General features: G+C 56.0%; 9 protein-coding genes. 4 read left to right on the top strand and 5 right to left on the bottom strand.

Annotated features, from left to right (window positions below; translation table 11 throughout):
• Window positions 1-136 precede the first annotated feature (136 nt).
• The 4 genes from ACGY09_RS16030 to ACGY09_RS16015 all read right to left on the bottom strand — a co-directional run bounded on the left by ACGY09_RS16030 (window position 137) and on the right by ACGY09_RS16015 (window position 15,403).
• Window positions 137-2,611: a protein-disulfide reductase DsbD family protein gene (locus ACGY09_RS16030; protein ID WP_397568519.1), complete on the bottom strand. Its 2,475-nt coding sequence runs from the start codon at window positions 2,609-2,611 to the stop codon at window positions 137-139.
• 324 nt (window positions 2,612-2,935) lie between these two features.
• Window positions 2,936-10,885: a hypothetical protein gene (locus ACGY09_RS16025; protein WP_397568518.1), complete on the bottom strand. Its 7,950-nt coding sequence runs from the start codon at window positions 10,883-10,885 to the stop codon at window positions 2,936-2,938.
• A gap of 121 nt (window positions 10,886-11,006) precedes the next feature.
• On the bottom strand, window positions 11,007-14,354 hold the full coding sequence (locus ACGY09_RS16020) for a hypothetical protein (protein WP_397568517.1): 3,348 nt from the start codon (window positions 14,352-14,354) through the stop codon (window positions 11,007-11,009).
• 248 nt (window positions 14,355-14,602) lie between these two features.
• A complete protein-coding gene (locus tag ACGY09_RS16015; RefSeq protein WP_373649226.1) occupies window positions 14,603-15,403 on the bottom strand; it encodes a serine protease in 801 nt (266 codons plus the stop codon).
• 413 nt (window positions 15,404-15,816) lie between these two features.
• Between ACGY09_RS16015 and ACGY09_RS16010 the strand changes: the two genes are divergently transcribed.
• The 3 genes from ACGY09_RS16010 (at window position 15,817) to ACGY09_RS16000 (ending at window position 19,473) form a co-directional block, all read left to right on the top strand.
• Entirely contained in the window at window positions 15,817-16,989 is a 1,173-nt protein-coding gene (locus tag ACGY09_RS16010; RefSeq protein ID WP_373649227.1) for an isocitrate/isopropylmalate dehydrogenase family protein, read from the top strand.
• Between the two features lie 113 nt (window positions 16,990-17,102).
• Window positions 17,103-18,188 (top strand): tetraacyldisaccharide 4'-kinase, encoded by a 1,086-nt coding sequence (lpxK, locus tag ACGY09_RS16005; RefSeq protein WP_397568516.1) that lies wholly within the window; start codon window positions 17,103-17,105, stop codon window positions 18,186-18,188.
• 97 nt (window positions 18,189-18,285) lie between these two features.
• Window positions 18,286-19,473 carry a molybdopterin-dependent oxidoreductase gene (locus tag ACGY09_RS16000; RefSeq protein WP_397568515.1) on the top strand — a complete coding sequence of 396 codons (1,188 nt, stop codon included), beginning with the start codon at window positions 18,286-18,288 and terminating at the stop codon, window positions 19,471-19,473.
• A gap of 141 nt (window positions 19,474-19,614) precedes the next feature.
• Here the strand turns inward: ACGY09_RS16000 and ACGY09_RS15995 are convergent, their stop codons facing one another.
• Window positions 19,615-21,810, bottom strand: a complete 2,196-nt coding sequence (locus tag ACGY09_RS15995; RefSeq protein ID WP_397568514.1) for a hypothetical protein — start codon at window positions 21,808-21,810, stop codon at window positions 19,615-19,617.
• A 308-nt stretch (window positions 21,811-22,118) separates the two neighbouring features.
• Between ACGY09_RS15995 and ACGY09_RS15990 the strand changes: the two genes are divergently transcribed.
• Window positions 22,119-23,468 (top strand): amidase, encoded by a 1,350-nt coding sequence (locus ACGY09_RS15990; protein WP_397568513.1) that lies wholly within the window; start codon window positions 22,119-22,121, stop codon window positions 23,466-23,468.
• Window positions 23,469-23,472 lie beyond the last annotated feature (4 nt).

Genomic DNA, 23,472 nt, shown 5'->3' with positions numbered 1-23,472 from the left:
TGCAGGCAGGAACACTGCCCGCAGCCCTCGTTTTTGATTTTGTTCGCCGTCAACCCGCTACAGGAACGAAGGCGAGAACCGTCCTCGCGTCAATCGTTCCCTGTGATTGAGAAGACCGACGGGTATTTACGCCAACCTACTTGCGCTCTTTTATGGCCTGCCATTTGGCAAGGCCTTCGTCGAGGAAACGAGCGAAATCCCCGTCGCGCTCCTCCAGACCCAGGTAGCTGGAAAGAAGCGTCTTCCCATCCGGAGTGACGACCGCATAGGCGGGAAGTGTGACATCGCCAAACCAGTTTTCCTGCAATGCGACATTGCGAGCGAGAAGCCGCTCTGCCTCTTGGGGATCTTCGATATCAGGTACTTTGTCCGTATAGACCTGAACCTGCACAAATTGCTCGAGCCGACGGTGATTCTTGGGACGTGCCATTCGAACTTCCATCAGTCGGCAGTTGACGCAGAACACCCCGGTAAAATCAACAAACAGAGGTCGATTCTGAGCAACCGCGCTCAGTACGGCTTTGTCGAAATCTTTCTCGTGCTCTTCACCTACAAGGCGTGCGGGAGCGAATGCCACCAACTGATTTACCACCCACGATTCTCGATCGGGCTGCATCACTCCGATCCCAAACAGTCCTCCGAGAACAAGGAATGCAATGGCAAGCAGCACCCGAACGGGAGACAAGGCCTGAACGATCGTGTCGTGAGATAACCTGAACTGCCCCAGCAGATAAAGTCCGGTGCACAGAGCAATGATTCCCCACAGCGTCATTACGTTTGTGAAATCAAACAACCAGGGAACCGAGTTCCACTGTTGATCCACGACGCTGATGTACTTGACTGCCACACCCAGTTCGACGAAGCCCATCACCACCTTGACCGCGTTCAGCCATCCACCACTTTTGGGCAGGGCCTTCAACGTCCCGGGCATCATCGCCAACGCGAAAAACGGTGCGGCGAACGTGGACCCGAATGCCAGCATCCCCAGAATCGGCCAGTAGTATTCTCCCTGGGCCGCAGCGGCCAGCAGCGAACCGACGAATGCGAAGGTACAACTGAATGATGTGAGAACGAACGTCAACGCCATAAAGATGACGCCGACAAACCCACCCGTCTGCTCACCGGTGGCAGTAAATGAAACCAACCAGGAAGGGACTTGAATTTCGAAAAGCCCCAGCATGTTCAGGGCGAAAGCGAAGAAGATTGAGGCGAGGAAAAAATTCAGAATCCAGTTGTTGGCAAGCTGATTGGGCTTGGTCGCACCGAAGATTGCGGCAATCCCCACACCGATGATCACGAACGAGGCAACAATCGCAGTCGAGAAAACCCAGGCCAGCACAACGGGGCGACCTCCACGACTTTCATTCTGCTTCAAAAAGAAACTGACCGTAATGGGGACCATCGGGAAAACACACGGCGTGAAGAGAGCGACGAGCGCGGCCCCTACTGCCGTCGCCAGAAATACCAGCAGCCCCTTATCCTGCGGTCGCGATGGATGGACTGAAACGCCTGCCTCGGGTTCAACAAAATACTCGATGTGTTCTGGAGGGATGACGTCATCGCTTGTCACCCCCAGGACGAACTCCTGACTGCGGGGAGGCAGACAGCTTTCCTTACACGTCTGGTAAACGATCGACGCTTCGACGCCGAACGCACGAGGCCGTGCGTCTGGCAAGACCTCAAATTCTCGAGTCCAAGTCACCCTGTCATGATAGACTTCCTGTCGCAATCCAAGCTCGGGAATCTCCTTGATTTCAGGAGGTCGACTCGGAACGAAACCTTCCCCTAAAGGCTTCATCCCATAGATCTTGTCGAGCGTAATCTCAGTTTTTGTTCCCCCTTCGCCTTCAAACGTCGAAGAGAAGATATGCCATTCGGGATCCAATGCTGCCGTGACCGACAGTCTTACAACTTTGCCACCTGATGATTTTGTCGGCGCTAATTGAAACCGGAACTCGACCGGATTGATTTTGCCCCGTTTCGGCTGGATCGTGATGTCATAGGGGACAGCAGGCATTTCGGTGGCTGCACTGGGACTCTCTTCCCCCAGTGACGCTCGCAGTTTCACAGGAGGTCGAATCGTGGTGCACCTACCACCGCTCCCCTCGCTGCAATACTGCCCCTGAATCTGAACTTCCACGGCAACGTTTTTAGGGTCGGCCGTTGGACTGATTCGAAATTTTTTCGTCCACGAAACTTCGCCGTAGAACTTTTCGATCTGCCGATTGAACAAGGGCTCGAACTTCGGTTCCGGCTTTCGGTCCGCTTGGAAATCACCGCCAATTGCTTCCAACCCCTCTGTGGAGGTGGGCGTGATCTGAGTGCGAGTTTCGATATCGACGGTCGTGGAGTAGATATAGGTTTGGGGGGGCAGCTTGACTGTGACTGTCAGGGAGACCTCGTCCCCCGGCTTTGCGGACGCGGGACTCAACTTCGCGCTGAATTCCGGTTTCCCCACGGGTTTAGAAACCAATGCCCCATCGAGGAGATCCTTAAATCCCGAAGGCTGAGCAACCGCAGAAGCTGCGATCAAGACCAAGGTGACCAGCGTCCAACAGGTACGGCTCACGAGACGAAACGAGGATCGACAGTCATGGAATAAATTCTTCATTAGATGCATCCTGCGTTGCTTCGTAGAGACCCGCTGTGGGCGCAATATCAACAGAGTCATTACGACTAAAAGTCAGCGACCGTTGGTTTGCATCTTAACGGTTGACGGCTGTTTTGCCCAACAGAAGTTGCCGGGCAGAGACCTGACGGGCTCAACACAGCCTGGCTAGTCCCCTGGACAGATAAAGCAACCCACCGAAGAGTGAGCACGTTTTAGGGGATTCAAGGTTCCCGACGGAACCCGGGGAATCGAAAGCAACCTCATCGCTTGAACGTCGATTGACCCCAAGTCACATGCAGAGTTCAGGGCCACCCAGGCGAAGAATTAAGGGCAACTCAAGCGTCGGTGGCACAACGAGATCAGGGAGCCGACAAGCATCAGCCCAAATCCAAACCAGTTCAAGGGAGACGGAAGCAGGCAAAACCCAATACCCCCGAGAATAGCTGCGGCCATAGACATTGACCCTGCAAGTCTCGGCAAGATGGAGGTCCTACTCAAAATGCGAAGGATGGCGACCAGGCTTGCCAGACAGACCAGCGCCCAGACGACACCCGCTACCCACTGCAGCGATTGACGGGAGTGAACCGCCAGCCCCAACTTGGCATCTCCACCCGATTTTGAGAAGACAAGCTTTCGTCCTGCAACTGGTAGATTGATGTCTAATGACAAACCTGCGCCTTGCCTGACTGCGGGCAACGCACTGCCGGGTTGATTCACGCCGTCCTGTCCCCCCTGCTTTCTCCCATCGATTGGCATTTGATTCGCCAGCCCCCAGGGTGGCATCTCCTCTGCAGCTTTGGGGGGTACGTCGCCCCCTATCGGCCTTCTACCAAAGAGACGTTGTTCGGGCTCGTTCCCTGTATCGCTATCGAACCGAGAAAGTCCGCCTCCCATCATTCCCGCTCCGCCAGGAAGAGGCTCACCGTCAGTCCCGGTGGCGCGATCGTAATTCCAGAGAGTCCTGTTCTCCCTGAATCCACCCATCATCCCCCCCTGTGGTGACGCCCCGCTGCCACTGAAATCGGATTGACCTGCTGGGGTCGCAGACTGCGGAAGAACGGATCCATTCGTCGGCCCCGTAATGGCGTTGGATGAAACCCCCGCCTGGGACTGCTGATTGGATTCCTGTGCTCGATTTTTCAGGACATGCGAATGGAGTTCAGTGATATTCGCTTCATTCGACATCCTTAATCGAGACCGAAGATCGCCTGCCTCTACGCCTTGAACAGGATGGCCGGCGCTTGATTTCTGACTGGCCTCAAGCGATTTGGAGTCCGCTACGCTCTCTCCTTTGACCGACAGGCCGAACGAGATGCGATCGTCTCCCAGCTGACTTCCATCCCCATGCCCAGAAATCGTATTCGAGAGAATCAACGCATTTTGCTGCCCATTAGCGATCGCGACCCCTTCAGCGAGCCCCTCTGCCTGGAAGGAATTTCCTCCCTTCTGAAGACCAGAATTCGCTGCGGCAGTGAAATAGGCGTCTGTCTTTTTTGCTTCTTCCGTTGCAAGTCGGTCAATCTCCGACAAACGCTTCAGCACATCCGCCTTGTTCCTGGAAAAGGAAGAGTCCCCCTCGGTATCGGTGTAACTACTGAGTGCTCGTCCCAGCACCTTCAGGTTATTTGCAGCGACACCAATCTGCCTCAGATTATCACGCGTCTGGACCCGACTATTACTTTCACGGATCTTCTCAAAGTATCCGAGCAACTCTCCTGCCTCCTGCAGAACAGCGTTTCCGTAGAGGTTTTCCGAATCATCGGAGACGTTCAGGTTATGCAGTAATGCTGAGGCGAGCGGCTTTGCCTCCAGGTCTTCCGGAAGGTACACCGTCCAACGGGTTCTTGCGACCGGGATTCCGAACTCAGGATCATCGTTCTGACTCAGGATTCTCGGCGCGGGTATCGAAAGTTCTTCGCGTGTTAAACGAGCCGCTTTCGGAAGCTCTTTCCCCAGGCTTCCTCGCCAGACGATCTTCACCGGAAACGAGAGGTCGACGGCACTCGTTTTCGGAAGCGCAATCAATTGGACGGACTCGCCCCTGAGTGAATCGAGCTTGGTCGTGACAGCGCGTGCCGGCTGTCCCGCTACGAAGACAGATAAGAGTTCTGTTCTTTCGGGTAGCACGATCGCGAGAAACTGACGGGTATGATTCTTCATCGTGTAAATCGCCTGGGCTCGATAAGTCCCGTCGCGACTGAGAACGGTCGTCAGGTCGGCCACATTGACCGATGCGGGAGCGATGACCTGCTGGGCGAAGCGGTTGAGGCCCCAACTGGGAGCGGTCTTCAGCTCTTTAACTCGAACCAGTTCAGTGGCTTGATTGATGAACTCCTGATTAACAACGACGGGAAGTTCATCTCGCTGAACAGGTTCGGTCAGCGAAGGGTTGAGTGACGACAGTTGACTGAGTGATGAATTGATCAACAAGACGTACTGTCGTTGCCGGTCAACGGGACGCTGGCTGTGCTCGAAGACCAGCGCTGGAGCCGACAGTTCACCCGTGACGGGCGGTAGAGTGGCCGTCGCCGTGATGAAGATGCTGCCGCTCTGAGGGGTTCGCAGATGGACGGTCCATCGTGTTGTCTTTTCTCCCGCGTCAGAGAATGTGGTGTCACGGACGTTGGGACCTTGAAACTCAAGTTTGCCAGCGAGCCAATCGGGGGTCGTCAGCGTGAGAGTGTCAACGCGTGAGGCATCGATCTGCCATTGCAGTGCAAGCAGATACACAACCGCGACATCCGTCACCGTCACCATCGTCAGGCCATTGGCAGTGATCTTCGGGACTGACTGGACTGTCGACAATGAAATGGGGGATGGTTGGGTGCTGGATGAGGTGAAGGCAAACTGAGCCGTCTTCCCCGGACGAACGGCTCGAAGTTCACCAGACACCGCCGATGCATCAGTTGAGCGCCAACCTTCAAGACTGTCGAGAGTCCCGGCAAAGCCCTCATCGAGCCACACCGCGACCGATGTATCCAGACGGGTCGGTTCTATTGGCTGTGGGAAGACAATCGAAGCAACCGCGACATCGTCACGCGGGACGAACCCTGTCATCACCAGTTCGACCCTTCCCAGCATGGGCTTGTTCAGTTCAATGGTGAGAGTCGCTTCCTCATCTTCCTTCGTCACGTAGTAGTCACGGAGTTCTGTCGCCTGCACGTCGAGCAGTACAAAGTTCTCGGGCAACGCTACAGAGAGCGAAGAGAGAGGTGCACCCGTCAGTTGATAAAGAAACCTGGTCGTCAAATGCTGTTTTCGCAGTGTGACTAACGCCCCTTGCTGAGATGTCACGTGCACCTGCGGTTCCTGGCGAGTCGCCCGCAGGACGAGTTGAAATGGTCGCTTCGAGAAGCGATAGGCTAACAGTGGCTGTGACTCGGGCCGTTTGACAGGGATCGGTGTCGAGAACTTGCCGCCATCGGTCTGAGTTAAAGCTTCAACCTGCTCGGCCCGGACCGTAAACTGCTCTCCCGCAAAAACGGCAATCTGCCCGATCTCGTTCGTGGCATCGCGTGGAACAACCTGCGGAACCGAGATGGAAACGGCAGCCACATCGACTTTGCGATTGAAAAATGTTTCGATCGAAACCTGCGTCTGATCCGTCACATTCCGACGAAAAATGACTCGTAACTTTCGATTGTCGCCATCGCCCTGAATCTCCCAGCCACCTACATCCGGTCCATTCACAGCCTGTAGCTTGAGAGACTCGGGCAAGTCGAAGGTGGTGTCGGCAATTCCCCCCTGGCGCACTCGAATTGCGAATCCGTAGCCGAGGTGAACTCCCGCATCCGAAATCGTCATCGCTTCGACCGAATCAACGTGGACGACAGCACTCGCTGTTCCCTGGGCCTGCTGAGGCTGCCACGAGATCGCGAGTTCCCCACCCTTATCGATCGGTAGCTCCATCACGTTCCGATCGTCTTGATTAACCAGACGGAAGATCGTGGAAGAACCGTTTACCCGGACCGAGAGATTCTCACCGGGAAGTTCGAACGCCAGCTTACCGGAAGGGACCGGAATCAGGGGCAGAACGAATGACCCGGTATTTCCCGAGATCTTTGCCGGAACTTCAAACACGAGGTCGACAACATGTAACCCCGGCTTGGGAATGGCCACTTTCAGCGCCCCCCCATCCGTAATGAGGGCCGTCGCTTGCCCGTCCAGCGTCGCCTCGACGGCCACAGTTTTGCCCAAAGGAAGATCAACGAGAAATTGGCCATCCACGAAGCTCTTAACCACATAGCGGGCCGTGACACGGGCCACCGACTCGGCGGACTGTTCTTCGTTCTGCACCACTTTCGCCGCATAAAGTGCTTCAATAACTGCCCCTGGCTGGGGTGCCGCATTCTTCAAAACCTGGTCAGGATTCGCCAATCGATAGAGCTGACGGAATTGTTCGTACGAAAGAAAGACTCGTTCTGAAGCAAGGGGTTCTGTTCCAGCGTCGAACGGAACAATCAGCGTCGCAGGGCTTGCTGGACTTGATACGTCATCCGCACGGACGGCGTCAGAAGCTCCCATCGTTAACAAAACGAGCGCCAGACCCGCCACAGAGCGTGGCAGCAATCGCGTCCTCAACCACCGGAGACTTCCGCATAAAATCCAGATCACAGCAGAAACAATCGAACCGATCACAAGACCGTCGATTGCCCCCTGCCAGCTCATTGGCGCCAGCGGAAGTGCGGCCAGAGGAAGCGCCAGACAGATCGCCAGAAGTCTCAACTTCAGGTTCAGCGACGTCCCGCGCAGGATCCACGCAGAGGTTGCCAGGAGCGCGACGAGAAAGAGACGGAACGAACCGAGAGAACGGCGATCAACATAGTCCACGATCAACGGGATTCCACTCAAAGCGGTTTCGGCACCGGTATACCGAAATGATTTCTGGTGACTTCCCGCAGGAGGAACAAAATCCATTGCCAGCGACAAAAGAGCGAAACGCGCCGTTCCCCGCGTCCCCGATGCCGTCGGAGTCTTGCTGGCAGCGGGAAGATTGCCATCTCTCTCAGGCTGCGGCGGACCAGCTTGAGAGAGTGCCGGAGCATGTTCCGGGGCAGCCTGAGGCGGAGCCGGCGGGAACTCGGCCGCATTAAACTGACGTTTAACATGCTCCGCTTCGTCATACATTCCAAGAAATGCGTCCTGAGGATGTACCACAGAATCGTCCATATGCCGCACGGGCTTGGGGACAAGCTTGTCACTTGCCAACTCAGACTTTTCTCCCGAGGTCAACTGAGGGATCCCGACACGGCTTCTTGCCCGAGACAGTGGCATTGCCAGTACCACGAAAAGGATCGCGCAGACGGTAACCAGTAAGCCCACTTTGGCGATTGTGGCGAGAAGCCCCTGCTTCTTCATTCCCGAGTTAATCAGTGCCACGATCCCGATCGTTAAAAGAACAATAAAAATGCGTATCCCCAGCCTGCCCGGCTCTGGCGCTTTCAGCTCAGAAGCCCAGTTCGCTAATAAGCTGGTCCTGTCGAGTGGCTGACTCGGTTCAAGAGGGCTTTTGCTCTCAATCACGCGTGTCTCTTGCGGGTAATAGAGTGTCCATTTCTGTTCCAGTACTTCGACGGACAGGGCTGTTCTTTGGCCGGATTCCACCGTCAGCAGCGGAGGATTCTGCGAAAGCTTTCCAGACCTTGAGTCCCCCCCCACGGCGGAACGATAGAAGAGCTGCAGAACGTGCTGTCGAGTTGCACCGGAGGCTGGAAGAGTCTTTGCTGCCAGAGAGGTCGCTGCGGTCAGGGGGATGAGATAGATATCACCACTGCGACGAACTTCAACAGGTTGGCCATCCAGCAGCGCAGCCCACAATTGGGTATCAATGGGTAGAGTGACGTGCAGCCCCTGAACTCCCACGACGTTCAAGTGAAACGTCGCGCGATGCTGTAGTTCGCCGGTTCCACCGAGAATTGTGGCAATGTCCAGTAACGGACAAATCGCCGTCATCACGGGAATTTTTTCAAATCGCTGCTCCGCCAAAGTCAGTAAGGCCCCTGGAACGGGCGATCGGTAAACTTCGACAATCCTCTCTCGGGGTTGATACTGCACCGGAGGAAGCACGAGCGGATCCACAACAGCAAGAGGTTGATTGTCAGAGTCCGTTGCTACCACCGACAGCCGTTGTTCACCACCTGCCTCAATCGCATAGAAGTGCGTCTGTCGCTCGGCATCAATAAACCGGAATTGGGGAAGAACAAACGACCTGGCATCTCCGCGGGGCAACTCAATATCACACTTGAGCACGGCTTGGCCGGTTAAGCGCTGGTCAAACTTAAGAAGCCAGACACGCTCATCATCCTGCGGAGGAAGCGAAGTCTGCTCGACGATGCGCGGCCCGGTACATTCAAACCGGAGCGTTGTCCCAGCACTCTCGGACACAGCCACTTTCAGGGTACGGACACCTCCCCCCTGAACCTCGACGAGACTCTGGATAAAGGCATGAAAAGTCTGTGGATCAATCCTTCCGAACGTCACAGTCTGCGTCGCAACTCTCGATGGACGGCGAGTGATCTTCAACTTTCCGGAAAAGCGTGTGTCCTGCGACTGAAATCGAAGTCGTTCGTATTCCTCTCGCAGCGGAACGGGATCCAGGCCATTGACCTCAGATGCCTCCAGTTCCAGATCCACATCACCGCGAACGACAAACGCCCCCTCAGAGAGACTGGACTGAGGAAGGTAGAGTTCAGGGAGGCTAATGGTGACCGGTTGTGCTTCAACGGGCCAGATTTCGGGCTCGTGGCGCAAAGACAACCGTATCTGACTGCTGCTGCCTGCGGCGACTGGGGGATCCAGCAGGATCCGTAGCTGGTTTGTCCCGACTTCATCGAGTGAATCCAACTGCCACTTCAGCGCCTGGTTCTCGCGAGTGACACTCAGGACCTGCCATTCCGCAGGGACCTGGATATCCAGTTCAAACAGGGGTGCAAACTGCGTCTGAACGGTCAAAGCGGCCTGCAGTTCAAGACCTGTTGCATTGACATCCAGAACTGTCGCCACCGCCGCCTGTACAGCTCGTTCCTTAGGTTGCGTCGACATCTGCAGCAGGAAATCAGGTTCCCAGATATCGAAACGAAGCGTCTCTGCGGATGTTGTCCCCGGCGTGTCGACAGAAGAACTTTCCGAAGCAGTCGTCCGCCTGATTCCCGCAGTTGCTTCCACGCGAACGCGCACTCCCGTCGGATGTTGTATACGGAGATGTCCGACGTGGGAGCTGACGTTGTCGATCCGCAGTGACGGAACCATCCACGAATCACCGGGGTCGGCAGCCATCACACCCTTGAAGGAAATCTTGCGGCTCCCTTCGAACGCCTGGCCGAATGTCAGTGTCAGATTGGTCCGCTGAGCGTCCTCAGGATCATCGAGCAGCTCCCAGTCCTCCAGGCCAGTGGCGCTGACATCCGAAATTTCGAGCCTGCGAGGAACAGAGAACGACAGTCTCTCGACCGGCTTTCCAAAAATCTGGAGCGAAGTCAGGGCGTGCCAGGTCACCTCACCCGGAGTCACATGCAGGCCGTAGCCCGTCGAAGCGAACATCAGTGAATCAGCCGCATTTTCGGTCGCTCGATCTGTGATCCTCAACTGCAATCCGGCCGTTCCGCCAACCGGAATTTGATACTCCGCAGCCACATCCAGAGGTGCGGGACGCTCGAGCTGAATGTTACCAATGAAAAGTCTTTTTCCGGCAGGAAGCGTCAGCGTAAAGGCTCCACCAGGAGCCTGAAGCAGCGGAAACGCGGCAATCTGGTCACTGCCAAGTGACGACAGTTCGGTGACCATTTGCAGTTTGACAGAGTGCTTTCCCCGTGTATCGGTGAACAGGGAAATCGAGCCGTCTGAGTTGCGACCAATCATTGCAGGCACATCGTCCACGAGTGCCTGCTCGAGTGAAAGTCGCTGAAAAGCAAATCGCGATTCGATCCAGTCATTCTCAAACTGCATCAGGTCTGCGGTGACAGTGATGAGTAACTGGTCACCAGAGATCTGCGCTTTATAGTCCGCTGACGTCAAGATCAGGGAGGTTGCCGCCGGCACGGCATTCTTCTCTGAATTGGCTCGAGCCTGGGTCAGCAATACGTCAAACTTTGCACGGGGAAGGATCACCCCCTGCTTATCCCGCTCGATAATGACATCCAGATCCTCGACGGGAACGTAGATACGACGAGCCTCATTCAGGTCAGAGACCAGATCGCCTGACTGTGCCTCAAGAAGCAACGGTGAGGAAACGACTAGCAGCAGCACCAGCAAAAGCCGACGATCAGCGTTTAACATTGTGAATCACCTCGTAACCGAGGAATGGAATACTTGTGTGTGGATCACGATCTCAATCGCGCCGATCTGTTGCTGGCCCATGCCCTGCTCGCCCCCGTGATGGGGCATTCCTGGAGACTGACTATGTCGCGGAGGCCGTGGGCTGTGGTTCCAACGGGGGAGTTAAAGGCGGTTTGCGAACTTCGACACGCGTCCCACGGAAGAGACTGTGAATCAGCCAGATCGCAACCGCAGCGATGAGGCCGTACGCAGAGACCTGCAACCCGTGAAAGACGAGATCGTGATCTTTGAGTGCGTAAGCACAAGCCGCAAAGGCCCCCAGGATCAGCAGCGTGATCTTGTTGTCCCACGATGTGTTTCGCAGAACCAAAGCAATCGCGGCCAGAGCCCCGCTGACGACGAAGGTGTAAAAGGGAAGATGCCACCATGAGACCTCGATCTGGCGGGTTCCCCCCAGGTTCATGTACTGGAACCATTTTCCTTCGGTCGGGAAATCAAAGATTCCCCCCGTATCGTGTCCGATCCATTGATCCAGATCCTTTTCACCAAACACGGCACTCTTTCTGCCGAAGAAGAATTGGCCCAATTGTGTTCTCGTCTGAACACTGAAGTTCTGCTGAACCCGGCCTCCGTCCCTGGTCGTAGGGTTACCGATCAACGAGTATTCGGGGGGTACCCAGACCTTGACGTACAGTTGCTGCACCGCCACGTTCGCGTTCGACGCTCCACCAATGAGAGGCAGGCGGGCAACCAGTTTCCCCCCCGCGTTCTGCAGTGGGGTCGGTCGAAATGCATGGCGGAAGATGACCGAAAGCGTGAACGATTCGTCGGAAGGCTTCGTTCTCGCAACGTTGACGTAATAAGACTCCCAACCCTTGTCCGCGGGCAGTTCCGCCTTTTCCAGCACCGCAGGTTTGCGATCAACAAGAACCCCTAACGTTTCCACGTTTTCGGGCAGGTCCAGCCGCAGACGCTGACGCTCACTCGATTTCAAAACGTACCGACACCGGTTCGTCCCGACTCCGGCTCGATCCAGCACGATCTCAACAAGTGCTTTGCTGACGACTGTCTCGACCACGTCCTGCACGTCGTACCGACTTGCGACAACATCAAGCTTTGCTGGTTGTTTGAAATACCGGTACGCGACAAATCCGTCCTGCGGGGAATGCTCAAGTTCCCGAACATCGATCGGCTCTACATCTCCCCCCGTTGCAGTGGCCTGCACGGACAAGGCCCTTTCTTTGACGACCGTCATTTCTCCGACGATTCGCGAAACTGACACATCCCGCTTACCCTGAGGAGTGTCATCCGAGTCGAACGGATCCAGCACTCGAATGGGTTCGATTGTCGTCGATTCCTGTCCCGCCCCTTCGCCAGAATTGGGAACGAGGTCGTATTTGACTTCGAATGGTTGCGAGCCCACTACGTCGCGCTGCATGACGACGGTCCAGGTGACCCAGCCATCTTCGGCTTCCGCCGCCCTTGTCTGCTGCTTGATCGCCGGTGCGGCGCCACCTGCCGTAGAAGCAATTTGCAGTTTGTCAGCAATCGCTTCTGGAACCGCGAAGCGAAACGTATCGACACCGGCATACTCGACGAAGTAATTCAATAACGTGCTTACCTGAACCTGATGTTGTTTGACGTCGGCGCGGGTAACAATCACTGCGGTCAGACGAGTTGGCTTCTGAACTGTCTGAATCGGAATCTCCGCCGGCCGCCGGTTATAGATCCACGAGGAAACGAGTCTCGCATTGGGCAATGACTCTGGCCGGGGCGACGGATCGGGTTGAACGTTTACAAGACGTTCCACATCCGAGATGACATCGATGGCTTCGGGCGCATAAATCAGAACTCGGCCCACCTCAACCTCGACCTTTTCCGGCTCGAGAAGTGGTGCAACCTGATCTTCTTCCTGCCCCGTCGCGTCCCATTCACGCACGGCCGTCACCGTGAGGGTGATTGTTCCCTGAGTCTTTTCCCGCAACCCGACCGTCAGCACTGACTTATCAGGCGAAACATCAAACTGCTTCATCTGATCGCAGATGACATTTTCGATCGTCAGACCTTCCGGAAGTTTGAAATTCAGTTCGAAGACCCCGGCCCGGTCGATCGAGTAATTAAGGATCGATTTCAGTCGCAACTGGTCGTCACGGAAGACGAGCTGTGACTGATGATCAACGACCATCCGCGGTTCGACCGGCTTCGCCAGCACGCGTAAGCGAAACTGGGGGCTGTAGTATTTGTAGTAGAGCGAGCCTGGATGCCTGAGCTTCTGATCAATGTCATTTTCGTCAACACGCAGCAATCCTCGCTGCTCTTCGACAGTGAGCGTGAGGTCGCTGGACGACTTCACCGAGATTGCTCCGCTTTCGCGGATGACGTCCAGCGCGTGAATTCCGTATGCGGTCGCTCCATCCTGACCGGCAATATCTAAAGCGTCGTCGGGCAATGCGCGTTCAGTGTGAATCTCGAGAACAATCTTCCCTTCCGCACGGCTGAGCAATTCCACGCTGACGATCTGACGATCGTCCTCTTCGCTCGCATTCCATTCCTTCACACGGGCATCTGAGGTGATGTCGAGTACTCGATGGCCTTTGGGAACGACCAGCTTCAACTTGTCGAGTTGGCCACGCAGGACCTCGTAGGTCAGCCACGCATCCGTATGCACCAGGCCGTCGGCCACGGTAACCTGAGTCAGATTGGTGGCACTGGCGAGAAGTTCCATCTCTGGCTTGGTTCCAATTCGGGGATGCCAGCGCACAGAAATTTTGTCAGTGGAACCGACGGACGCCTTAATACCAGACTGCTTTTCCGCGAGCTCCATGGGCTGTGTGGCCAGGCGGGGCTTCAATTCAAATGCCTGATCTGCCTCTGGAACAAGCAGTTCAAATTCGGTGATGCCGACGGGAGGAACTTCCAGCTCAATACTCTTGCCTTCAGGGGCCGATCGAACTCGAGCAGTCAGCTCAAGCTCGACCTTGTGCTCTCCCGCTGTCGGAAACAAGAGAGAATAAGTCCCATTTCCCGTCCCGCGAAGCAGGACCTTTCCGGAATCGGAGGTCAACTTCCCAATTGCGGCTTCTCCAAACCTGACCGGAACTTCCGCCCACCCCTTCTCCAACACCTGCACCTTGAACACTGCCGAGATCTGGGCGACATCCTTTTCAACGGTCGCCGAGTAGCTGGCGGACGAGATTACCGCTGCGACAGGAGCCTGCTCAGCCTTTCGCAGTCCGTCGCCAAACGCTTTTTCCCACATGCGGATGTAGTCGGCGTACGGAATCAGAACCGACCCTTCGGGCTTTTCCAGGACCGACTTCAAGCTCTTAAATGGCATATAGATCAGACGTTCTGGCGATTTCTCTTTCTCAGTAGCGGGACTTCCAGCATTTTGAGCCGACGCGGGTGCGATACCTGAGAACCAGACGCACAGTGTTATTACCAGATGTAAATACCGTGTCGTTTGCATGAGCCTGTCCTTGCGTTCCCTGGGGCGCGAGCTGCTATGCAGCACCGTCAATTTAGGTAACGCCCCATTACCAGGGTAAGTTCAGCAGAAGGGGAGAATGATGTCGAGTCTGCGGATTCGGAAAAGCAGCCAAAATGCACTCTGAACAACGATCAGTCAATTCAGTTCGTTCCTGCAATGCTCTTCGACGTTCGCGACAACGATAAAACTCCCGCCTTTTATCCACATGAATCAGAATGCAACAGCAATCACCTGGCTTGCATCAGTTCGATCGTCTCGTGCAGAAACGCCGCTTGCGTCACAATGGACAGCCCCAGCGGCGTGTGAAGCGTGCGTTCTTCAAAAGGGAGTACTGAACGATCCGTCTGCCTGTGCATGCCATGGACGACCCCCACGACCAGGGGTCGGTTGTCGACAACCATCACCACGGGCGCCCCGCTGTCACCACCGAAAGCCTGATAATCGACGAGCAGAGTCTTCGCCGATTTAACAGGACTGAGCGGATGTGAGGCAATGGAGCCCCGACGCAGGACTGGCCAGCCCGCCTCATTCGCCTCCAGTTTCGCCGGGAAACAGGGAATCCACGTTTCTGCAGCGACGCGCACGGTCCGATCGTGGACTCGCGAGGCATCGGCAATCTGTTCGAGGGAAAACGGCTTCGCATAGACTCCTTCGGGCAAGTCAAACTGCAAGGTGGCAATATCCACGTCGGGGTGGCGAGTCCAAAGCGGCTCTCCCTGGTTCCGAATGGCCAGGCGATGGGGACTTCGCAAATAGGAATCTTCCTGGGCTTTTGTCCGCAACATAATCTGGCATTCGTTGCCCGACATCTGCTCGAAGACATGAGCCGCCGTTGCAAGAATCACTCGCCGGGGCCGATCAGGGTCTGTGTCACTTGAGGCAATCAGAAAGCCGGTCCCGGAATGATCGTCGTCGGTGACCCGAAAGGTTGCTTCCAGCAACTCTTCAATCGGCTCCGTGGCGTCAGCTCTGTACGCGAACGAGACCAGGAGCAGTACCACGAGCCGTCGTGCCATCCGTGCAGCCATCGTCAGAACCTCCACTTCCTGGAAGGAGCGTCTGCCAGCGTCATAGAGACGCCTCCGAACGTGTACTCACATTACTTTTATGAGACAGGATTATTCAAGTGACACCCGTTGGGATTGTGAACTTGCTCCATGACAAGTGGCTCTTTACCCCATTCTCCCTCCCCTCACCGGCCATGACGATCAAGAAATGTGACCGGCAGGGCCGATGCGATCACTTGCATCGACTCTGCAACTTGTGATAGCGTCGAAGGTTGGTCTGATAAGCCTTCACGTTCGTGTCGAAACACGCGACAGCAACTCGCATTTCCTGTTAGATTTGGTACTGCCATTTCACGGAACGGGTGTCGCAAAGGATGCGGATTGACCGGCCTTTCGCAAACGTTTGTCCTTCTGAGAAAGAATCACCAGGTACTATGCATAACGTCACTCTCATCCCAGGCGATGGTGTCGGTCCAGAAATTGCCGAAGCGACTCGCAAGTGTGTGGAAGCCACAGGCGTCAAGATCAACTGGGACGTGCAAGACTGTGGTATTGAAGTTATTGAAAAGGTCGGAAAAGTACCCGACTCGGTTCTCGCCTCAATTCGCAAGAATAAAGTCGCCCTGAAGGCGCCGATCACCACCCCCATCGGCAAGGGATTCCGTTCGGTTAACGTCTTCCTGCGTCAGGAACTGGGCCTGTTCGCCTGCCTGCGCCCCTGTAAAAGCTTCCCCGGTGTTCGCACCTACTTCAGTGATTCGAATGTCGACCTCGTCGTGGTCCGGGAAAACACCGAAGACCTTTACGCCGGCGTCGAATTTCAGTCTGGCCTTCCTGCTACCGCTGAATTGATTCAGGCAATCAACAAGGCCACGACGGGCCGCAAGATCAGCACCGGACTGGACACCACCGGTGTGAGCATCAAGCCGATCTCGGTCGAAGGCACCCGGAACATCTCGAAGTTCGCTTTCGACTACGCTGTCAAGCACAACCGCAAATCGGTCACCTCGGTTTGCAAAGCGAACATTATGAAGTTCACCGATGGCCTCTGGTACGATGAATCTCGTGCCGTTGCCGCATCGTTCAACGCCAAGTTCGAACAGCCAGAACTGAAGTCGAAGAGCGACCCAACCCTCGATGGCAAGGTTCCAGACGGTAGCAAGGTTACCTACATGGAGCGCCTGATCGACAACATGTGTATGCAGCTCGTGCAGAAGCCCGAACTCTACGACGTCATTCTGCTTCCCAACCTGTACGGCGACATCCTCAGCGACCTGTGTGCTGGTCTCGTCGGCGGTCTCGGCGTTGCCCCGGGTGCCAACTACGGTGCAGATGCGGCTATCTTCGAAGCAACCCACGGCAGTGCTCCCAAGTACAAGGGCCAGAACAAGGTCAATCCAACCGCCTTGATTTTGTCCGCCAAACTGATGCTCGATCACCTCGGAGAAACCAAGGCTGCCGACCGACTCGAAAAAGCCGTCGCCCAGGTCATCGCCGAAGGCAAGGACGTCACCTACGACCTCAAGGCAAGCCGGACCGATCCTACCGCCGTTGGCACCAGCCAGATGGCCGATGCGATCTGCCGGAAGATCGCTGAATTGGCCTGACAGGACGCACCCGTCAGTCCAGAATATTGAGTGTCACTGGCGTGCGATTTCGCACGCCAGTGCTCTTTCTGGCTCATCACAGGATCCTTAGCTGGCAGGATTCGAGAATTTTCATGGATGAAGCCGCGCTGCACGAATTGCTCTCCGGCCGCCGTGCTGGCCCTGGCGCCTCCCTCCTTCGGGGTGGATTAACACTCGCTTCATCGGCGTACTCCGCAGTGATGACCCTGCGTAATACAGCGTACGACCAAGGCTGGCTCAAGACCCATCGCGTCTCTGTCCCGGTCATCAGTCTGGGCAATATCACCACAGGCGGAACGGGAAAGACCCCCACCGCAGCCTGGCTTGCGAATTGGCTGCGTGCCTGCGGTCGTCGCCCGGGATTGCTCAGCCGTGGGTATCGTGCACTCAGCCCCACCGACCAAAGCAACACAGGCGAGCAGCCCCAGTGCGGGAATGATGAGAAACTTGTCCTCGACCGCCTTTGCCCGGAAGTCCCTCACCTACAGCAGAAGGACCGTGTGGGATCCGCCAGGCGAGCCGTTCAGGAATTCGGCTGTGACGTCCTCTTGCTTGACGACGGATTCCAGCACCGGCGGCTCGATCGCGACCTGGACCTCGTCCTCATCGATGCCCTGCAGCCTTGGGGCTACGGATATCCGTTACCCCGTGGACTCCTGCGAGAACGGCAAACCGGCTTATCACGAGCGGATTTGATCCTGATTACCAGAGCGAATCAGTGTTCGAAACACGATCTCGCAACTCTTCGATCCGAACTGCAGCGCCTGTGCCCCGGTACTGCTTGCATCGATCTGGCCTTCAAGCCAACGCAAGCGGTGGATCTCCACTGGCAGGCCCATCCGTTGAGCACACTTAAGGACAAGAACTGCATCGCATTTTGCGGGATTGGCAACCCCAAAGGGTTCGAGCAGACAGTCTCGTCGATTGAAACGAACTGCAAACAGTTCCGTCACTTCGCAGACCACCACCACTACTCGCGAAACGACCACCTTGAACTCGAACAACTGGCGGCCACTGTCGGTGCAGATGTCGTGCTGACGACGCAGAAAGACCTTGTGAAGATTGCTGCGGACCAGTGGAAGGGCCCTCCATTACTTGCCATCGAAATCGGACTTGAGTTTCTTGCTGGCCAGGACCTTCTGGAAACGCGATTGCGGCAAATCCTCCCCTCGACTTAATGATCGCAACCCCGAAGAGTGTCTAGGTAAAACCTTCGGATACACGTACAATCGGGAACACCGGTTTGATTTCAATTGCCCTACGAGGAGCCACACCATGTTGTCACAACTCAGTCGTCGCGATTGCCTGAAATGGGGAAGCACCGGCATCGGCCTGTACCTGATTGGACCCAACTCTCCGCAGTGGCTTGCGGCACAGCAGGCCCCTCCTGACCACCAGTTGATCGTCAGGACGGAAACGCCCCTCAATGCAGAGCCTTCACTGGATAAATTGCTCGAACACTGGATCACCCCGACAGCGGCCTTCTTCATCCGCAACCACGGGACTGCCCCCAAAATCGATGCGAAGGGATACAAACTGACCATCGACGGTCTGGTTGAGAAGCCTCTCACCCTCGGACTGTCAGAACTGACTGAACAATTCGGACTGCACTCGGTCACAGCGACACTGACTTGCTCGGGGAATCGGAGAACCGAGTTCAATCGAGTCAAGAAGGTTCCTGGCGTACAGTGGGATGCTGGTGCCATCGGCAACGCCGAATGGCGCGGATCACGCTTGTCAGACGTACTGAAAAAAGCAGGAATCAAGCCCGGAGCCAAACACGTCTGGTTCGAAGGCCTGGACGAGATTACCGAGAAGGGAGAGACCTTCCCATTCGGTGGCTCGATTCCTCTCGAGAAAGCTCTGGCAGACACACCCGCAGCTCCAGGCTGCCTGCTGGCCACAATGATGAACGGAAAGCCTCTCACCACCGAACACGGCTACCCGCTTCGCACAATTGTTCCGGGCTTTATTGGCGCCCGTAGCGTCAAATGGCTCTCCAAAATCACCGTTAGCGATCAGCCTTCGCCCAACCACTATCTGGCCCACGCGTACAAGGTGATCACGGAAGACACCCCCGCAGCAGTCGACGCGGCGCCTCCGATCTACGAATACCCGCTGAACTCGATCATCTGCTCTCCCGCGCCGAACGCGATGGTTTCCGGAGAGCGTCTGACCGTTCGCGGCGTTGCACTATCCAGCGGCCGTACCGGCACCCGGATTAAGACGGTTGAAGTTTCGGCAGACGGCGGTAACACCTGGCAGTCGACCAGGATCACCTCGCCCATCCGTGACTTCTGCTGGCTGCACTGGTCCGTCGAAGTTCCTCTGACCCCACAGACGCAAAGCCTCCTCGTTCGTGCGGTGACGACTGACGACGAATCACAACCGCAGGAGACTCCCTGGAACATGAAAGGTTATCAGTACAACGGTTGGCACAAGGTCGACCTCAAAGTGAGCTGACCTGCAGTTGGCTACCCTCGCTTGGGTTGCTGACTCAGCCCCGCCGCATCGTTCCCATACCGATGTCGCGGGGCTGTGTTCATTTCCGGGCAGCTAAGCCCACTGATCAACCCGAAAGACATTCTCACCCACGCGACCAGACTACGCGTCACTCAACGCAAACGTTCGTCGGAACCATCGCTGAAACCGGGCCAGCAGCGGCTGCGGTTCAATCTGGATGCGGGCGCGACTCACCATTCCGGGCAGGGGTAGATTCTCTTGTTTGGGCAATTGAACTCGAGCCTGATACCACGTCCCGTAGGGCCTGATCGTTCCGCTGGATGCTAGACGAGTCGGCAGGTTCGCCCGCTGGACGAGATTTTGCGGAACACGGTCAAGATCCAGTTCCGCCAACTCCGTGATTTCCCCGTTGAGTGTTGCTGCCGGCGATGACGCTGACTCGATTCGCACTTGCTGCCCCACGCGTACGAAGGGAAAGTCTTCCTGACTGACCAGCAGCATCGCCACCAGGTCCGTACGGTCCCCGATCAGACAGACAGTCGTTCCCGCTCGTAAAAAACAGTGACGATTGCGATCATCAAGGGGAGAACCAGACCAGAAAGGGAGGGCATCGGAGGTTACTCGAGGTGCCGGGGAGGGTGCTATCACAGACCCCGCTCGCGGTGCACGAAGGACAAGTCGCTCAGCATCCTTCGTTCTGCGATCGTACTGCTGTTTCAGATCCTGATAGGCTTCGCGAACGATCGGAATTTGAGCGGCAATGGTCGCATCCTGGACTCGACGGCGTTCCAGTTGTTCCAGTCGGACTCGACATTCCTCGCTCTCACCATGTAGTCGTGCGAGCTCTCGTTCCAACCTCGGGTCAACCAGCCGCGCGACCTCCTGCCCCGTCCCAACCTCTGTACCGACGGCGATGCTGTCTACCAGAGTTCCTTCCGCCGTGACGTAAACCCGCGCTGCGTCATTCATTTCACAGGAAGCGAACGAATTGATCCACGCAGGCAGGGGCATCAGAAGCAGCCAGGCGAAAGCCAGGGCCGTCGCACCGGTCCTGGCAACAAAACGTCCCCAATGAACTCGGACCCGTTGCGCCGGTTGCTGAATCCATCGCAGCAACTGAAGTGGGGGCAAAAGAAACGCCATGCCCAGCATCAGTCCCCCAAGCACGTGCACCACGGGGGCGAGCCCGTGTGGTTTTAACCAACTCTGTAGAAACCAGAGAATCGAAAACGTCAGAAAGAGGCGGTAAGCAATCGATGCCGCTCCATAAATGAATAGCCCCCACTCCTGCGCAGTCGATGCATTCCGTGGAGGGTGATCACAGAGTCCCAAGTACCAGTTTCCTAAACGACGGCGAACCGTTTCGGCCGCTCGCTGGTAGAGATTCGGGAATTCCAGCAGGTCGGAGAGTATGAAATAGCCATCGTACCTCAAGAGTGGATTGCCATTGAACAAGAGGGTACTGATACCGCATACAAACATCAGATTTAAGCAAATGGAGTGAAACAATCCCGGCTCGCTCAGCCACCACAAGAATGTGCACATTGCCGCGATCGTGGCCTCAATCGCAATTCCTGCCCCACTGACCGCGGCTCGCTGCCAGCGGCTTTGCAGCATCCAGCTATCAGTCACGTTGCAATACAGGCACGGTGTGAACACGAGCAACATAAAGCCCATTTCATGACATTCGCCGCCGAACTTCTTGCAGACCAATCCGTGACCAAATTCATGCAGCACCTTCACACAGCCAAGCAAGCCTGCCATCAACAGCAAATTTCCTGAACTCAGCCAAGCCCTCGCCTCGGGCAATCTTTCCGAGACCTGTTCATGCCGAATGACCAAGAGCAGGATTGCAGCCGCAATCAAAATCCCTGCCGGAACCATCGTCCAGCACGATATGAGCCAGCCAAAGCGAGCAACCAGCCAGCCCAGAAGCCTGTCGGGGTCAAATCCACGAAATCGAAGTGAGAGTACATTCGCAAGACCCGACCACCGCCGAGAGCTTTCGATGCGTGCATTTCGTGCTGCCAGCGAACGACCATATCCCGGCTGTTGAGCGACCAGCAGTCCCTGTTGCACGAGTTGTGCGATAAACCTCACCAGTTCCTCCGGCGAGAGTGTTTGCGGCCGGAACTGCTGATGAAATGATTCACAGAGTTCGAGGGTTGAGACGGGATGAAGAAGCTGATTCAGGACAAACGCTTCCTCATCCCGCAGTTCATAGTAAGAGAGCGAAACAGGATCCTTCACGTCATGGACGCGAACACCATTCCGGGTCGAGATCTTGCTCTGGAGGTCTTTTCGACTGCGCCAGGGAATTGCTGCTTTAAGGTCCACGCTTCACCAAGCTTGTGTCGACGCATCCACATTATCGATATCATCTAAGGAATGCTTTATCAGATCATCGCCAGCAAACAAAGTGCGAACTGCTCGCGATTGCGTTGAACTGATATCCGCTTGCGAAATCGATTCAGGAAGCGGATGTCAACTACTCAAGTGGCCCCATTCCCTCAGATACGATTCTGTCGCAGTACTTCCTCGGGTAGGATCTGCGCGGAATTCGTTACCAACCGATCCTTCAGTGGTCACTTCGCCCCATGTCCGACTCTTTCGCATTTCACAGTATTGTGGAGCTCGGCGTTCGCTTGAGGACCAGACAAACGTCAGCCATAGAGCTGGCCGAGTTTTATCTCGATCGCCTGAAGCAATTCGGACCGCGCTATAACGCCATCGTACGAGTGACGTCTGAGCTCGCCCTGGCACAGGCTCGACAGGCCGATGCAGAAATGCAGGCCGGTTATGACCGGGGTCCACTGCACGGCATCCCCTTTGGTGTTAAAGATCTTCTGGCAACGAAGGGAATACCCACAACGTGGGGGGCAGCTCCTCTGCAGGACCAGGTATTCGACGAAGACGCCACAGTCATCGTCCGGCTGAGAGAAGCCGGCGCAGTGCTGTGCGCCAAGTTGGCGATGGTCGAACTGGCGGGGGGATTCGGCTACAAGCAGGCAGACGCCACATTCTCAGGTCCGGGCCTGAACCCATGGGACAAATCACGGTGGGCGGGAGGATCCTCCTCGGGTTCCGCTTCAGCAGTAGGTGCCGGACTGGTCCCCTTTGCGATCGGCTCAGAAACTCTCGGGTCCATCGTGACTCCCGCATGCTATTGTGGTGTGACGGGCTTAAGACCCACTTATGGACGCGTCAGCCGCCACGGAGCCATGGCACTTAGTTGGACCCTCGACAAGTTGGGGCCGCTTTGCCGCACTTCGGAAGATTGTGGTCTGGTTCTAGACGCGATTGCCGGTGCAGACCCGTTAGACGACACTTGCATAGTCTCTTCGTGGACCTTCGAGCATCCTCAGGTCAAACGCTCATTTCGCTTTGCCGTGCTGGACGTCGATCCCGGCGAAGTCCAGCCAGAAGTATTCCAGAACTATGAACAATCACTGAAGGTCCTGGAAAAGCTCGGCTCGGTCGAGACAATTGAACTTCCCGATCTCCCCTACTCGATCGTCGCAAGCACGATTATTTCGAGTGAGATGTCTGCAGCGTTTGAAACCTTCATGGCCGAGGGAGGATCGTGGGAACTCACCGCGCCGGAAGATCGCTGGGGCGGCTTTTCTAACCTGTTTATCCCTGCAAAAGACTACATCAATGCAATGAGGATTCGACGGCAGATCCAGCGGGAGATCAATGGGGTCCTGGCAAATTATGATGCGATCGTCACCCCCACGCTGAACACGGAAGCAGGCCCGATCATTCAGCGTTTTACTGAATGGTCGCGTGGGTTCGTCTGCTCCGAACTGGGGAGTGCCGCGAACTTATGTGGTCTACCAGCCCTGACTCTCCCCAACGGATTTGGGAAGGACGGTTTGCCCACGGGAATTGAGTTCACGGGTCGGGCTCTCGATGAGAATACGATCCTGTCAATCGGCTGCGCCTATCAGGAAGCAACCGACTGGCACAAGAATTTTCCCAGCATCGCTGAATGAAGGG

Origin of the sequence: Schlesneria sphaerica (assembly GCF_044336245.1) — a bacterium.
Classification (GTDB): domain Bacteria; phylum Planctomycetota; class Planctomycetia; order Planctomycetales; family Planctomycetaceae; genus Schlesneria; species Schlesneria sphaerica.
This window is presented reverse-complemented; position numbering and strand designations above follow the sequence as displayed.

What these genes read in the sequence shown, in the direction of transcription:
- ACGY09_RS16025 (WP_397568518.1), bottom strand. Translation starts at nt 10,885, where the DNA reads ATGTTAAACGCTGATCGTCGGCTTTTGCTGGTGCTGCTGCTAGTCGTT.
- ACGY09_RS16015 (WP_373649226.1), bottom strand. Translation starts at nt 15,403, where the DNA reads ATGGCTGCACGGATGGCACGACGGCTCGTGGTACTGCTCCTGGTCTCG.
- ACGY09_RS16000 (WP_397568515.1), top strand. Translation starts at nt 18,286, where the DNA reads ATGTTGTCACAACTCAGTCGTCGCGATTGCCTGAAATGGGGAAGCACC.
- ACGY09_RS16010 (WP_373649227.1), top strand. Translation starts at nt 15,817, where the DNA reads ATGCATAACGTCACTCTCATCCCAGGCGATGGTGTCGGTCCAGAAATT.
- ACGY09_RS16020 (WP_397568517.1), bottom strand. Translation starts at nt 14,354, where the DNA reads ATGCAAACGACACGGTATTTACATCTGGTAATAACACTGTGCGTCTGG.
- ACGY09_RS16030 (WP_397568519.1), bottom strand. Translation starts at nt 2,611, where the DNA reads ATGAAGAATTTATTCCATGACTGTCGATCCTCGTTTCGTCTCGTGAGC.
- lpxK (WP_397568516.1), top strand. Translation starts at nt 17,103, where the DNA reads ATGGATGAAGCCGCGCTGCACGAATTGCTCTCCGGCCGCCGTGCTGGC.